This window comes from Micromonospora sp. NPDC049891 (assembly GCF_040660295.1).
Taxonomy (GTDB): Bacteria; Actinomycetota; Actinomycetes; order Mycobacteriales; family Micromonosporaceae; genus Micromonospora.
On record NZ_JBFAML010000025.1, the window covers coordinates 33,518 to 49,253 of the forward strand.

General features: G+C 70.2%; 6 protein-coding genes. 3 read left to right on the forward strand and 3 right to left on the reverse strand.

The genetic code is table 11. The annotated features are described in order from the left end of the window. Positions 1 to 18 precede the first annotated feature (18 nt). Entirely contained in the window at positions 19 to 1,119 is a 1,101-nt protein-coding gene (locus tag AB0I71_RS25470; RefSeq protein ID WP_357588657.1) for a hypothetical protein, read from the reverse strand. 127 nt (positions 1,120 to 1,246) lie between these two features. Here AB0I71_RS25470 and AB0I71_RS25475 point away from each other — a divergent pair, with 127 nt between their 5' ends. From AB0I71_RS25475 to AB0I71_RS25485, 3 genes are all read left to right on the forward strand, one after another. Then, complete coding sequence (locus tag AB0I71_RS25475) at positions 1,247 to 1,852, forward strand: methyltransferase (RefSeq protein ID WP_357588659.1); 606 nt, start codon at positions 1,247 to 1,249, stop codon at positions 1,850 to 1,852. A 47-nt stretch (positions 1,853 to 1,899) separates the two neighbouring features. Further along, entirely contained in the window at positions 1,900 to 3,579 is a 1,680-nt protein-coding gene (locus tag AB0I71_RS25480; protein ID WP_357588661.1) for an ATP-binding cassette domain-containing protein, read from the forward strand. 72 nt (positions 3,580 to 3,651) lie between these two features. Next, the gene (locus AB0I71_RS25485) at positions 3,652 to 4,602 is read left to right on the forward strand and encodes an aldo/keto reductase (protein WP_357588744.1); all 951 of its coding nucleotides are present in this window, start codon (positions 3,652 to 3,654) and stop codon (positions 4,600 to 4,602) included. A gap of 70 nt (positions 4,603 to 4,672) precedes the next feature. Here the strand turns inward: AB0I71_RS25485 and AB0I71_RS25490 are convergent, their stop codons facing one another. After that, positions 4,673 to 10,513 (reverse strand): ThuA domain-containing protein, encoded by a 5,841-nt coding sequence (locus AB0I71_RS25490; RefSeq protein WP_357588663.1) that lies wholly within the window; start codon positions 10,511 to 10,513, stop codon positions 4,673 to 4,675. Between the two features lie 291 nt (positions 10,514 to 10,804). Beyond that, positions 10,805 to 15,505, reverse strand: a complete 4,701-nt coding sequence (locus AB0I71_RS25495) for a ThuA domain-containing protein (RefSeq protein WP_357588665.1) — start codon at positions 15,503 to 15,505, stop codon at positions 10,805 to 10,807. Positions 15,506 to 15,736 lie beyond the last annotated feature (231 nt).

A 15,736-nucleotide genomic window follows, 5' to 3' on the forward strand; every position in this document is an offset into this window, starting at 1 on the left:
CCCGTCGTTGCCGACCGGTCAGTCCTCGGTGGACTCGTCCTGGTTGCCGGTGTCGTCGGTCGGCCCCTCGGTCGGCTGGCTCGCCGTCCCGCCCTCGGCACGCCGCTCCAGCACGCCCTGGTTGAGGTGCTGTTCGAGCATGTCGAAGAGGATCTCGCGGACGGTGGTGTCACCGGAGCGGATGGTGGCGCCGTCGGTGCGGGCGACCACCGCGTAGGCGATGTAGTGGCCGCGTACCTGCCAGCCGACCCGTGCCGGGGCGGTGGCGACGACCTCTGTGTCATCCCCCGCCGACATGCCGCGGAAGCGGCCCTGCCGCTCGTCGAGCAGTTGGCGGATCCGGTCCCGAGCCCGTTCGGCACTGGACCGGTCGGTGAGGTTGAACAGCCCCGTGGTGACCAGGTGGTCGCCGTCCGGCGTGCGGAGGGTTGCCCGGACGACCTGGTTGCAGCCGAGCCGGACCAGCAGTTCCCCGACCTCGCCGGTGGCGGCCACCGCGCAACTGGCGCTGGACTGGGTGCGCAGCACCTCGTAGCCGTTTTCTCCGTCACCGACGGCGAGAGTGCTGGCGGGGAAGACCTCGCGAGCGGTGAGCGGTGCCTGGTCGGTGTCCCGGGAATCGAGGTCGCTCGCCTCGGCGGGGACCGTCCCACGGGTGGTGTCCGGTGCCGCGCTGGGCGCGGCCTGCTGGCCGATCAGGTTCCGACCGTCGAGCAGGGTGGCTGCGGTGAGACCGCAGAGGGCGAGCAGCACCAGCGCCGCGGCGCCACCGACAAGTACCTGCCAGGCGCGACCGCCACCTCGGCGGGGCCGCGGTACGACAGTGGTCGTGCCGGGCTCCGGCGGGGCCGCCGCCACGCCGGTCGGCACCGGTTCGTCGGGCATGGCCGGCGCCGGGTCGTACCGTGGTGCCGGTTCCTGCGTGGCGGGGAACGTCCCGCGTGGCGGTGCCGACGACGGCAGCATGATCTGGTTCGGCCGGGCCAGCGACGGGGTGGGGAAGCGCGACGGGGACGGCCCTGCCGGTGGCGGCGGGCCGGGCCGGGGCGAAGCGCTCTCCGGCTCGTCGTCCCGGTACGGGACGTATGCGTCCTCATCGGAGTCGTACCGATACACCATGTCGTCCAGAGTAGGGATGTTTATCCCTTTAGTAGGTATTTTGCGGAAACGCGGCGGATCGACGTGTCGGATCCACTGCGGCCGCCGCGCCTTCGGCCGGATCCGGCTCGGTGCGAGAATGGCCCGCGTGACCGGGGACCACTACTTCACCGCCGAGCCGAACGCGCCCGCCCAGGCGCGTGAGGTGCAGTTCACCGTCGCCGGGCGCGACTACACACTGGTCTCGGCGTCCGGGGTCTTCTCGGCCAGCCGCCTCGACCCCGGCACCGCCGTGTTGCTGCGCAAGGCCGAGCCACCGGCCCCCACGACCACAGGTGCCCTGCTCGACCTCGGCTGTGGATTCGGCCCGATCGCCTGCGTACTCGCCACCGTCGCCCCCACGGCGACGACCTGGGCGGTGGACGTGAACGAGCGGGCCCGGGGTCTGACGGCCGAGAACGCCACCCGGCTCGGGCTGTCCGGCCGGCTGCGGGTGACGGCACCCGAGGAGGTGCCCGCCGACCTCCGCTTCGCACAGATCTGGTCCAACCCGCCGATCCGGGTCGGCAAGGACGAGCTGCACCAGCTGCTGCTGCGCTGGCTGCCCCGGCTCGCCCCGGACGGGGTGGCCTGGCTCGTGGTGGCTCGCCACCTCGGCGGTGACTCGTTGCAGAGTTGGCTGGTCGAGCAGGGCTGGCAGGTGACCCGACACGCCAGCCAGAAGGGGTTCCGGGTGTTGCGCGTCACCCGCTGACCGGGTAATCGGTTGGCCGGCCGGTCCGGCTCGGGCAGGATGCCCGCGTGGGATACGTGGACGTGGCGGCGGTCGGGCATGTCCTGCCGGACGGGCGGGAACTCTTCGCCGACGTGTCGTTCCGGGTCGGTGAGGGCGCCAAGGTGGCCCTTGTCGGGCCGAACGGGGCGGGCAAGACGACGTTGCTGCGGATGGTCGCCGGTGACCTCCCGGTACCCGCCGGCACGATCGCGCGTACCGGTGGGCTGGGTGTCATGCGCCAGTTCATCGGCATGATCGGCGACGAGTCGACCCTGGCCGACCTGGCCCTGTCGCTCGCCCCGCCGGCCCTGCGCGACGCCGGTCGCCGGCTGGCCGAGACCGAGGCGGCCATGCGGGAGGCCGAGCTGCGCGGCAAGTACAGCACCGCCGCCGGCAAGGCCCAGCTGGCGTACGCCGACGCGTTGGCCGCCTGGGGCGAGACCGGTGGGTACGACGCCGAGGTGCTCTTCGACACGGTCGCCACGATCGTTCTCGATCTGCCCTGGGAGACCGCCCGACAGCGCCCGGTGCGGACCCTCTCCGGCGGGCAGCAGAAGCGCTTCGCCCTGGAGTTGCTGCTGCGCGGCCCCGACGAGGTGCTGCTGCTCGACGAGCCGGACAACTTCCTCGACGTGCCGGGCAAACGCTGGCTGGAGGCGCGGCTGCGGGAGTCGGCAAAGTCGGTGCTCTACGTCTCGCACGACCGGGAACTGCTGGCGCACACCGCCGACCGGGTGGTCGCGGTGGAGGGCGGCAGCGCCTGGGTGCACCCGGGCGGCTTCGCCAGCTGGCACGCGGCGCGGGTGGCCCGCCACGCCCGTCTCGACGAGCAGCGGAAGCGATGGGACGAGGAGCATCAGAAGCTGCGCGAGCTGATGCTGATGTACAAGCAGAAGGCCGCGTACAACGATGGGATGGCCTCCCGCTATCAGGCGGCGCAGACCCGGTTGCGCAAGTTCGAGGAGGCCGGGCCGCCGCCCGTACCGCCGAAGGAGCAGGACATCCGGATGCGGCTGGCCGGCGGGCGGACCGGCAAGCGGGCGCTGGTCTGCGAGCAGCTGGAGTTGGACGGCCTGACCTACCCCTTCGACCTGGAGCTGTGGTACGGCGACCGGCTCGCGGTGCTCGGCGCCAACGGCACCGGCAAGTCGCACTTCCTGCGCCTGCTGGCCCGGGGCGGGACGGACCCGGACCCGGCGAACGGCCCGGTCGACGGTGCGGCGGCGCTGGCGCCGGTGGCGCACGACGGGGTGGCCCGACTGGGCGCCCGGGTGCGTCCCGGTCACTTCTCCCAGACCCACGACCGGCCCGAGCTGATGGCCCGGACGCTCGTCGAGATCCTCTGGCGGGGCGACGAGCACCGGGACGGCATGGACCGGCACGCGGCCATGGCGGCGCTGTCCCGGTACGAACTGGCAGCGCAGGGTGACCAGCGCTTCGGCACCCTCTCCGGCGGCCAGCAGGCCCGCTTCCTGGTGCTGCTGCTGGAACTGTCAGGGGCGACGATGCTGCTGCTCGACGAGCCCACCGACAACCTCGACCTGGCCTCGGCAGAGGCGCTGGAAGCCGGGCTCACCGCCTTCGCCGGGACGGTGGTGGCGGTCACCCACGACCGCTGGTTCACCCGCACCTTCGACAGGTTCCTGCTGTTTCGTGGCGACGGCGAGGTGGTCGAGACCGACGAGCCGGTCTGGGACGTGGGCTGACCACCGCACCAGCTCCGGTGGTCGGCCCTGCGACGACCCGACGGGGCGACATATGGTGATCTCGTGAGTGAGATGACCTATCGCCGGTTGGGCGACTCCGGGCTCGTGGTGTCCGTCGTGGGGATCGGCTGCAACAACTTCGGCCGCAAACTCGATCTCGACGGCACCCGCGCGGTGGTCGACGCGGCCCTCGACGCCGGGATCAACTTCTTCGACACCGCCGACATCTACGGCGAGCCGCACGGTGCGTCGGAGGCGCAGCTCGGCGCGGCCCTCAAGGGCCGCCGGGACGAGGTGGTGCTGGCGACCAAGTTCGGCATGTCGATGGCCGGCGGCAACGGACGGGACTTCGGGGTACGCGGCTCGCGGCGGTACGTGATCCGGGCGGTCGAAGCGTCGCTGCGGCGGCTGGACACCGACCACATCGACCTGTACCAGTTCCACGAGCCGGATCCAGGCACCCCGATCGACGAGACGCTGTCCGCCCTGGACGACCTGGTCCGCGCCGGCAAGGTGCGGTACCTCGGCAACTCCAACTTCGCCGGCTGGCAGATCGCCGACGCCGACTGGACGGCGAAGACCCGGGGGTTCACCAGGTTCGTCAGCGCACAGAACCACTACAGCCTGCTCAACCGGGACGCCGAGATCGAGGTGCTGCCGGCCTGCGACCGGTTCGGGTTGGGCATGCTGCCGTTCTTCCCGTTGGCGAACGGGCTGCTCACCGGCAAGTACAAGCGGGGTGAGGCGCCACCCGCGGGCAGCCGGCTGGCGGGCGGCGGACGGTACGCCCAGCGCCTCGCCGCCGCCGACTGGGACACCATCGAGGGCATCGAGGCGTACGCCGCGGAGCGGGGTGTGCCGATGCTGCACGTGGCGATCGGCGGCCTGGCGGCTCAGCCGACAGTCACCTCGGTCATCGCCGGCGCCACCACACCGGAGCAGGTACGCGCCAACGCCGAAGCCGGCACCTGGCACCCCACCGAGGACGACCTGAAGGCCCTGCGGGCGGTGCTCGACCGGTAACCGGGAACATGGCGGGGCCCCGCCCGGCTGCTGCCGGACGGGGCCCTTGTGTGCTACCGGGAACTGTCGCTCAGAGGCGACGCCCCGGGGCTAGGCGGGTGGGGTCGCCGCCGAGGCGGCCGGCGCCCTTGACGGACTCGCCGTCGTTGGCCTGTACGCCGATCTTGCTGGCCGTGCCACCGAGCCGGACGATCATGGCGTCGGCGTCCCGGATCAGCACGTCCCGGATCTCCGCCTCGCCGACCAGCTCAGCGTCACCGGCCAGCGTCCGGAACGCGGTGAGCTGGTTGATCGCCCGCTTGTCGTTGCCCTCCGCCTCCGCCGTACGGGCGTTGGAGAGTCGCTTCGACAACTGGTTGTGTGCCTTGGTGGAGAGCCGACCCGTCGCCTTGAACCGGTCCAGCAGGTTCTGCATGTCCCGGAACGAGGTGGTGACGAAGAAGCGCACCGACGCGGTGGTGGCGTTGCCCGCCTTGTCGGTCGCCGTGACGGTCAGCTCGTGCAGGCCCAGCGGCAGCTCGTACATCGCCTGGAGCGTGCCGCTGACGTACGGGCGGTTGTCGAGCTGACCGACCACCGACGCGATGCCCGAGGTCGGGTCGACCGCCTGCCACGACACGCGGACGTCCTGGCTGTCACCGTAGAGCTGGCCGTCGGCGATGCCGGAGACCAACAGGGTGGGCTTGGTGCCGTCGATCCGCACCACCGCCGACTTGAGCGTCTCGGCGTTGCCGGCGGTGTCCGTGGCCCGGTAGAGCAGCTCGTGGTCCCCGTCACCGCTGATCTGCACCGGCTCGGTGTACGGCGTCCAGTCGCCGCCGTCCAGCGACCACTCCAGCAGCTTCACCCCGGAACCGGCGTCGGTCGAGGTGAGCACCACCGGGATGGTGCCGTCGTGCCAGCCCTCGTCGTTGGCCGGAGCGAACGTCGCGGTGCTGACCGGCGCGGTGGCGTCGATGCGGACGGTGACCGTCTTCGTCTCCTCCACGTTGCCGGCCTCGTCCACCGAGCGGAACCGCAGTTCGTGCTCGCCGTCCCCGGTCACCTGCACCGGTGCGGTGTAGGCGGTCCAGGTGGTGGCGTCGTCGAGCTGGTACTCGGTGCGAGCCACCCCGCTGCCGCCGTCGTTGTCGGCGGCGGTCAGGGTGACAGTCGCCGGGCCGGTGAGCCAACCCTCGACCGGGGTGCCGGACACCTCGGCCGTGGTGACCGGGGCGGTGTCGTCGTCCGGCCCGGCCTCGGTGGAGAACCGGAAGTAGTCGAACGACGCCGGCTTCGAGGCGGTCTGGTTGCCGCTGAGGGTGAACACGCCCACCTTCGGGGTCGCCCCCACGGCCGCGTTGACCAGCTCGGTCAACGCCGTCCAGGTGGTGCCGTCCGCCGAGTACGACGCGGTGAAGGTGTCACCGGCGCGCGACACCCGCAGGTACCACTCGGCCGAGGTCAGGTTCTCCGCACCCGGCTGGGGATCCTGGATCGATCCGCCGATCTCGCTGCGGAACTCGATCCGCCGAGACACCGGCTGGCCGGCCTGGTTGTCCACCACGAAGTCGAACTTGAGGTAGTTGTCGTCGTCGCCGTACACCATCAGACCCGCCTGCTGGTACTGCTCGTCCAGCAGACTGCCGTCGATCTTGGTTTCCATCGTCCAGTCGCCGGTCGGGGCGTTCTGCATGATGAAGTTCGTCGGATCGGTGTTGTTGGTGCCGTAGATGTCACCGTTGGGCACGTCGACGTCCAGCTTGCCGCCGCTGACCCGGTAGGCGCTCGGGTCCTCCCGCAGGATCGCGTTCCACCGGCACTTGTCCAGCGAGATGCCGTCGAAGTCGTCGGACGGGTCGACCGGCCCGGCCGGCTCGTCCGGCGTCACCTGGAACCAGTCGAACGCGGCATCCACGACGGGGGCGTCGGTGCCACCGTTGAGGGCGAAGAGGCCGATCCGTGGGTTCTCGATGCCGGCCAGCGCGGCGGACCGCCCCACCGGGCTGTAGGTCTGCCCGTCGGCCGACATCTCCGCGGTCAGGTTGGTGCCGTCGCTGCTGATCCGCAGGTAGACGGTGTCACCCTCCGGTGCGGCGACGTTGTCGGCACTGTCGTTGCGCGGCGTGCCGGCAGTCTCCCGGAGGAACTCCACCCGCCGGCTGCCGTTGTAGAGCAGGTCGACCTTGGCGTAGTTGTCGTCGTCGCCGTAGACGATCAGACCAGCCTGTTGGTAGGTGGCCGTCACCGGGACAGTGACCTTCGTGGTCGCCTGCCAGGCACCCGTCGGCGCGGGCTGGAGCACCAGGTTTGTCGCGTCGTTGCGGCTGCCGTAGAGGTCACCGACCCCGGTGGGAAGTCGCAGCGCGCCGTCGGAGACGGACAGGAGCTGGTTCTCCCGCACCACGCTGCTCCACCGGTCGCGGTTGAGCGTGTCGCCGTCGAAGTTGTCCGAACGTGCCCCGAGGCAGGAGGTGTTCGGCGATTCGACCCGGACCGGCACGGTGGCGTACGACCGGGCACCCCGACTGTCGGTCACCGTCAGGGTGGCGGTGAAGTTGCCGGGCGCGGCGTAGGTGTGCTCGGCGTTCAGCGTGTCGGCCGTGCCGCCGTCACCGAAGTCCCACTCGTACGTCAGCGCGGTGTCGCCCTCGGGGTCGGTGGCCGTACCGCTGAACGCGACGGTGAGCGGCGCGGTGCCGGTGGTCGGCGTGGCGGTGGCGGTGACCGCCGGCGGTGCGTTGTCGGTGACGCCCTTGCCGACGAAGTCCGCCCAGTTGACGTTGAACAGCGATCCGGAGCCCCCGGTCGGGTGGCGGGCCACGAAGTACAGCGAACCGCTCGCCGCCCCGGTCACCGGTGCGGTGACGTCGGTGTAGGTCTGCCAGGCACCGGTACCCGGCACGGTCGCCGAGGCGACCACCGGGCCGTCGACCGCACCGGCGCGGACCTCGATCACGCCGCCGCTCGTCGCCGAGGCGACCCGGAACCGGATCTCGTCGATCTCGGTCAGGTCGGCCGGGACGACCGACCACCAGTCGCCGTCCTCGATGGCGCCGATGTTCTGTCCGCCGCCCGCGGAGTCGCCGCTGGCCTCGCGCACCACGCCGGCGTCACCGCCGCCGGTGCCGTCCTCGGTCCGCCCGGTCGCGGTGAAGTACTCGGCCTGCTTGCGCTTGGGCTGGAGAATCTCGATCGCCCGGCCGGTGAGCGGGTTGGCCCCACCGGATCCGCCCTGGTCGGTGTAGGTGGCCTCCAGGACGGTGAAGACGTCCGCCTCGGCGCCGTGGCCGGCGGCGAGCTGGGTCTGCACCGTGCCGGTGCAGCCGGTGTGCTGCTCCAGCGGGTGGGCGTGCTCGTCGTGACCGAGCAGCACCTGGAGCTGGACGTCGGCGCAGTCGATCTCGCCGTCCTCCGGGTCGGTCACCTTGATCGTGTACTTGACCTGGTCGCCCCAGTCGAAGAAGCCACCGTCCGGCGGGAACTCGATCGTCACGGTCGGTGCGGTGTTGCCGACCGTGATCGGCACGTTCGCCACCGCCGTACGCCCCTTCGGGTTGGTGACGGTGAGCTGAGCGGTGTAGTTGCCGGCCGACGTGTACGTGTGGGTGGGGTTGGCCTCGGCGGAGGTGCCGCCGTCGCCGAACGTCCAGGCGTAGGTGAGCGTGCCACCGTCGGGGTCGCGGGAACCGGCGCTGGAGAAGGTCACCTCCAGCGGGGGCTGCCCGGAGGTCGGTTCGGCGCTGGCCACCGCGATCGGTGCCCGGTCACCGGCGATGTAGTCGATCCGGTAGACGCCGGAGTTGTCGTTGTTGCCGCCGAAACCGCTGCCCCACTCGATCAGGTACATCGCGCCGTCCGGACCGAACTCGAAGTCCATCGGGCGGATGAAGGACATCCCGGTGAGCAGCTGGTTGATGTCGACCAGCTCCTTGCCGTCCTCGGTGACCTGCATCGTGTACATCTTCGACTGGTTCCACTCGCCGAGCAGCGCCTTGCCGTCGTAGTACGCCGGCCACTTGCGGTCCGAGTCGAGGTCGGCGTCGTACCGGTAGACCGGCCCGCCCATCGGCGCGCCGCCGCCACCGATCTCGGGGTAGCGCGGGTCACCGCCGTAGCCGTAGTCGACGGTGGCCGGGACGGCCGGCGGGAGGTTGGTCAGGCCGGTGTTGTTCGGCGAGTTGTTCACCACGGCGGCGCAGTCGAACTTGGGTCCGCTCGGGCCGGAGGGGAACTGGTAGTCGTTGTACGCCTCGTTGGTCCCCGTGCAGTACGGCCAGCCGTAGTTGCCCGGCTCGGCGACGATGTTCCACTCCACCAGGCCCCGGGGGCCCCGGTTCGGGTTGTCCGACCCGGCGTCCGGGCCGTAGTCCGCGACGTACAGGGTGTCGGTGGCCAGGTCGATGCCGATCCGGAACGGGTTGCGGAAGCCCATCGCGTAGATCTCGGGTCGGGTCTTCTCCGTGCCCGGCGGGAAGAGGTTGCCCTCCGGGATGGTGTACGTCCCGTCGTCCTCCGGGTGGATCCGGATCACCTTGCCGCGCAGGTCGTTCGTGTTGCCGGAGGTGCGCTGCGCGTCGTAGTCGGCGCGTCCGGGCCGCTCGTCGATAGGCGTGTACGCGTCCGAGGAGAACGGGTTGGTGTTGTCCCCGGTGGCCAGGTAGAGGTTCCCGGCCGAGTCGAACGTCATGGTGCCGCCGGCGTGGCAGCAGGTGTTGCGCTGGGTGTCGACCTGGAGCACCACCTTCTCGGTGGCCGCGTCGATCGAGTCACCACTGACCGTGAAGCGGGACAGCAGGTTGCGCGCCACCCCGTCGTTCGGGGCGTAGTAGAGGTACACCCAGTTGTTTGTCGCGAAGTCCGGGTCGAGGCGGATGCCGATCAGGCCGTCCTCGTTGCCGGTGAAGACGTCGAGGTCGATGGCGGTGACCGTGTTGCCGGTGTCCGGCTTGACGATCTGCACCCGGCCGTCGCGTTCGATGTAGAAGACCCGGCCGTCGGGCGCGACGTCCAGCTCCATCGGGTTGTTGGTGTTGCTGTCCAGCGTCACCTTCTCGAAGCTGGCGGTCAGCGACGCCCCGCAGTCGGCACCCTGGATTCCGGCGGCGGTGCGGATGCCGCCGAGCAGGTGGGTGCGGAACTCCGGTTCGGCGTACGACTCGTCGGTGTGGCCGCCGCCGGTGTACCAGGCCCGGCCGCCGTCGTAGTCCTGGCACCAGGCGATCGGGTGGTCGTGCCCCATCGCGCCGGAGCCGGCGGAGTAACTGGTCTCGTCGAGGGTGGCCAGCACGTGCACCGCACCACGCGGGTTGGTGCGGTAGTTGTACCACTCGTCGTATCGGGACCAGCGATCCGGCAGGTGCGCGGTGGAGGGGTGAGCCGGATCCTCGACCTTGACCGTGGCGGTCTGGTTGGCCGGGTGGCTGTTGAAGTACGCCCCCACCAGTTCGCCGTACCAGGACCAGCTGTACTCGGTGTCGGCGGCGGCGTGGATGCCGGCGTAGCCGCCACCGGCCTGGATGTACCGCTCGAACGCCGCCTGCTGGTCGGCGGTCAGCACGTCACCGGTGGTGGAGAGCCAGATGACGGCGCGGTACTGGGCCAGGTTCGCGTCAGTGAACGCGGCGCCGTCCTCGGTGGTGTCCACGGTGAAACCGTGTTCCGCGCCGAGTTCCTGGATGGCGGCGATGCCGGTGGGGATCGATGCGTGGCGGAAGCCTGCGGTCTTGGAGAAGACCAGCACCGAGAAGGTCTCGGCGGCGGCCTCGGGGACTGCTGTGCGCTTGGCCTGCTGGACGGGGGTGCTCTGGGCGATCGCCTCGGTGCGCGGCGCGGCCTGTGCGGCGGGGACGCCGACGAGGCCGGTGGCGGCGAGGCCGAGGGCGAGCAGTGTGGCGGTGATGGGTACGCGGGCACGGGGTGGTCGGGGCACTCCGGTCTCCTCTGTCGTTACTCGACGTTGGTCGCGGGGGACGGCTCGCCGAAGACCGTCCCAAATGGAGCCGGTTCGGACACCTTGCCGAAGGGTGCCGTTCCAGCATTTATGTCGAGTCGTTGAACAAATTAGTTCCGTTGAAACGATTAATGGCAAGACTTCGATGGATAACGTTTCGGTAAATGGGGGTGACATTCCCGCACAGCCCGCCCAAACCACCACGAGCGCCGGTCCGCACCTCAGAGCAGAGGTACGGACCGGCATCGATGGACCGGCTGTGTCGGCCGACTACCCCGGCGTGAGTCGGAAGTAGTCGAACGCGGCCGTCTTCGAGGCGGTCTGGTTGGCGCCGAGAGTGAACAGGCCCACCCTCGGGGTCGTCCCGACCGCGGTGCTCGTCAACGACCCCAGGGTCGTCCAACTCGTGCCGTCAGCCGAGTACGCGGCGGTGAAGGTGCTGCCGCTGCGCGTCAGCCGCAGGTGCCAGATCCCCTGGGTCAGGCCGGTCGCCTGAGGCTGCGTACTCTGCACCGCCCCGCCGACCTCGCTGCGGAACTCGATCCGCCGCGAGACCGCCTGACCGGCCGCGTTGTCCGTCACGTAGTCGAACTTGAGGTAGTTGTCGTCGTCGGCGTACACCAGCAGGCCCGCCTGCTGGTACTGCTCATTGAGCAGACTGCCGTCGACCCGGGTCTGCATTGTCCAGTTCCCGGCCGGGCTGTTCTGGAGGATGAAGTTCGTCGGCCCGGTGTTGCCGGTGCCGTAGATGTCACCGTTCGGCACGTCGATGCGCAGCGCGCCGTCGGTCACCCGGTAGCGGGTCGCATCCTCCCGCACGATGGCGTTCCACCGGCACTTCTCCAGGCTGCTGCCGGTGAACTCGTCCGACGGCGTGACGACGCTCGTGGTGACATCCGGGGTGATCCGGAACCAGTCGAACTGAGCGTTCACCACGGGTGCGGTGGTGCCGCCGTTGAGGGCGAAGAGACCGATCCGGGGGTTGGTGATCCCGGCCAGCGCGGCGGACCGGCCGACCGCGGTGAAGCTCTGCCCGTCGGTCGAGTAGGCGGCGGTCAGGTTCGTCCCGTCGCTCGTCAGTCGCAGATGGATGGTGTCACCTGTGGGAGCCGCTGTGGAGTCCGTGCTCTCGTTCCGCGGCGTCCCGGCACTCTCCCTGATGAACTCCACCCGGCGGCTGCCGCCGTAGAGCAGGTCCAACTTGGCGTAGTTGTCGTCGTCGCCGTAGATGAGCAAACCGGCCTGCTGGTAGTCGGCCCGGGCCGCCAGGGTCACCCGGGTGGTCGCCTGCCAGGCTCCGCTGGGTGCGGGCTGGAGCACCAGGTTTGTGGCGTCGTTGCGGGTGCCGTACAGGTCACCCGCCGCGGTGGGCAGCCGCAGCGAACCATCGGCGACCGAGTACGAGGTGTTCCCCCGCACCACGCCTGTCCACCGCTGGAGATCCAGCGAGGTGCCGGTGAACTCGTCGGAGCGCAGTGGCCCCTGCGCTCCCTGGCAGGGGTTGCCCGCCCCGTCGACTCGGATCGGCACGCTTGCCTGCCCCCGGGCACCCCGGCTGTCGGTGACCGTCAGGATGGCGGTGTAGCTGCCCGGCGTGGTGTACGTGTGGGTGGCGCTGAGCGTGTTCGCGGTCGCGCCGTCGCCGAAGTCCCAGGCGTACGTCAGGGGGGTGTCCCCGTCCGGGTCGGTCGCCGTACCGGTGAAGGTCACGGTCAGTGGCCCGGTCCCGCTGGTCGGGGTGGCCGTGGCGGCGACCGTCGGCGGGGCGTTGCCGCTCACCCCGGGACCGACGAAGTCCATCCAGTTGACATTGAACAGGGTGCCGGAGCCGCCGCTCGGGTCCCGGGCGACGAAGTACAACGAGCCCTCCGCAGCGGCGCCGTTGGGTATCTGCGCGGTGATGTCGGTGTACGTCTGCCACCCTCCGGTGCCGGCCACGGTGGCGGTGGTGATCAGCGGTCCGTTCGCGGCGCCGGCGCGTACCTCGATCCGGCCGCCGGAGGTGGCCGAGGCGACCCGGAACCGGATCGAGGTGACGCCGGTCAGGCTGGCCGGACTCACCGACCACCAGTCGCCGTCCTCGATGAATCCGATGTTCTGCCCGCCGCCGGCGGTGTCACCTGTGGTCTCCCGCTCCACCCCGGCGGTGCCGCCCCCGGTGGCGCCCGCCACCCGACCGGTGGCGGAGTAGTACTCGGCCTGCTTGCGTTTCGGCTGAAGGACCACGAGCGCCCGGCCGGTCTGCGGCTCGGCCCCGTCGGACCCGCCCTTGTCGGTGTAGGTCGCCTCCAACACGGTGAAGACGTTCGCGTCCGCCCCGTGGCCGTCGGCGAGCTGGGTCTGCACCGTGCCGGTGCAACCGGTGTGCCGCTCCAGCGGGTGGGCGTGCTCGTCGTGGCCGAGCAGGACCTGGAGCTCGACATCGTCGCAGTCGATGGTCCCGTCCTCCGGGTCGGTGACCTTGACGGTGTAGGCGACCTGGTCACCCCAGGCGAAGAAGCCTCCATCCGGCGGAAATTCGATGGTCACGGTCGGTGCCGTGTTGCCGACGGTGATCGGCACGTTCGCCACCGCGGTCCGTCCCGCCGGGTTGGTCACCCGGAGCTGCGCCGTGTAGCTGCCGGACCGGGTGTACGTGTGGGTCGGGTTGGCCTGGGTGGAGGTGCCGCCGTCGCCGAACGTCCAGGCGTAGGTGAGCGTGCCACCGTCGGGGTCGCGCGAGCCGGCGCTGGAGAAGGTGACAGCGAGCGGTGGCGCTCCGGAGGTCGGGTTCGCCGAGGCGACAGCGACCGGGGCGCGGGCGCCTGCGGTGTAGTCGATCCGGTAGACGCCGGAGTTGTCGTTGTTGCCCCCGAAGCCGCTGCCCCACTCGATCAGGTACAGCGCGCCGTCGGGGCCGAACTCGAAGTCCATCGGCCGGACGAAGGTCATCTGGTCGAGGATCCGGTTGATGTCGACGAGCGTCTTGCCGTCCCGGCTGACCTGCATGGTGTACATCCGCGACTGGTTCCACTCGCCGAAGATCGACTTGCCGTCGAAGTACGCCGGCCACTGCCGCCGCGACGAGATGGTCGGGTCGTACCGGTAGACGGGGCCGGCCATGGGCGCTCCGCCGCCGCCGATCTCCGGGAAGCGGCTGTTGCCGCCGTAGCCGTAGTCGACGGTGGCCGGGATGGCCGCCGGCAGGTTGGTCAGGCCGGTGTTGTTGGGGGAGTCGTTCACCGGCGCGGAGCAGTTGAACTTCGCCCCGCTCGGGCCGGACGGGAACTGGTAGTCGTTGTACGCCTGGTTGTTGCCGTGGCAGTACGGCCAGCCGAAGTTGCCGGGCCGGTCGACGATGTTCCACTCGACCAGGCCCTCCGGGCCCCGGTTCGCGTTGGTGGTGGTGGCGTCCGGGCCGTAGTCGGCGACGTAGAGCACGTTGGTGACCGGGTCGATGCCGATCCGGAACGGGTTGCGCAAGCCCATCGCGTAGATCTCCGGGCGGGTCCGCGCAGTGCCCGGGGCGAAGAGGTTTCCGCTCGGGATGGTGTACGTCCCGTCGGCCTGCGGCCGGATCCGGAGCACCTTGCCGCGCAGGTCGTTGGTGTTGCCGGCGGTGCGCTGCGCGTCGTAGTCCGCCCGCCCGGAACGCTCGTCCAACGGGCTGTAGCCACTGGACTCGAAGGGGTTGGTATTGTCCCCGGTGGCCAGGTAGAGGTTGCCGGCCGAGTCGAAGGTCATCGTCCCGCCCATGTGGCAGCAGGTGTTGCGCTGCGTGGGCACCTCCAGGACGACCCGCTCACTCGACGGGTTGATCGTGTCCCCGGTGACGGTGAACCGGGACAGGTGGTTGCGGGAGCCGCCCGCGTTCGGGGCGTAGTAGAGCCAGACCCACCCGTTGCTGGCGAAGTTGGGGTCGAGCCGGATGCCCAGGAGGCCGTCCTCGTTACCTGCGAAGACGCTCAGCCGCAGCGCGGTGACCGTCTGGCCGGTGTCCGGCTTGATGATCTGCACCCGGCCGTCGCGTTCGATGTAGAAGACCCGGCCGTCGGGCGCGATGTCCAGCTCCATCGGGTTGCTGGTGTTGCTGTCCAGCGTCACCTTCTCGAAGCTGGCGGCTCGGCCGGCACCGCAATCGGCGTGCACCACCCCGGCCGCGGTCTGGATACCACCGAGCAGGTGTTGCCGGAACTCGGCGTTGGTGAAGGATTCCTGGGTGTGCCCGCCACCGGTGTACCAGGACCGGCCACCGTCGAAGTTCTGGCACCACGCGATCGGGTGGTCGTGCCCCATCGCCCCGCTGCCCGGGCTGTAGCTGCGCTCGTCGAGCGAGGCCAGCACCTGCACCTGACGGGCGCGGGGGTTGGTGCGAAAGTTGTACCACTCGTCGTATCGGGACCACCGGTCCGGCAGGTGCCGCGTCGATTCGTGGGTGGTGTCCTCGACCTTCACAGTGGCCGTCTGGTTGGCCGGGTGACTGTTGAAGTAGGCACCGACCAGTTGGCCGTACCAGGCCCAGTCGTACTCGGTGTCGGACGCGGCGTGCACGCCGACGTATCCGCCACCGGCGCGGATGTAGCGCTCGAAGGCCGCTTGCTGGCTGGCGTTGAGCACGTCACCCGTGGTCGACAACCAGATGACCGCCTTGAACCTGGCGAGGTTGGTGTCGGTGAAGGTGGCGCTGTCCTCGGTGGTGGTGACCGTGAAGCCGTTCGCCGTGCCGAGCTGCTGGATCGCGCTGATGCCGGCCGGGATCGAGTCGTGCCGGAATCCGGCGGTCTTGGAGAAGACCAGGACGGAGTACGGTTCCGCCTGCGCCGCGGCGACTGGGACGGCCGGGCCGGCGGGCTGGGCGGCGGTGGGGCTGGCGGCGCGGGCGGTGGCAGGGCCGGCGATCGGGGCCGGTGCGGCGGCCAGGATGAGTACCAGGGCGAGTAGCGCCACGGTCACTGGGGCGAGCGGTGCTCGCCGCCGACGGGGTCGGGGCACGAAGATCTCCTCTGTCGGTGGGGCGGGTCGGAGTGGACGGCGGTGGTCACTCCGCGTCGGTCCGACCCCCATGCCTGACGAGCGAGGTCTGGGTGGCGACAAGCCGATCCGATCATTCAATTTGTGTTCGTGAATGAGTTTCGGGCAAGGTGAACTCTGGTAACGGTTTGGTAACGGCCACCTTATTTATTGGTCTGAGTCGCTGCATATCGGTGCCTTTTCTCGGTCGCC

Coding starts and splice junctions, on each gene's coding strand:
- AB0I71_RS25470 (WP_357588657.1), bottom strand. CDS start 1,119: ATGGTGTATCGGTACGACTCCGATGAGGACGCATACGTCCCGTACCGG.
- AB0I71_RS25485 (WP_357588744.1), top strand. CDS start 3,652: ATGACCTATCGCCGGTTGGGCGACTCCGGGCTCGTGGTGTCCGTCGTG.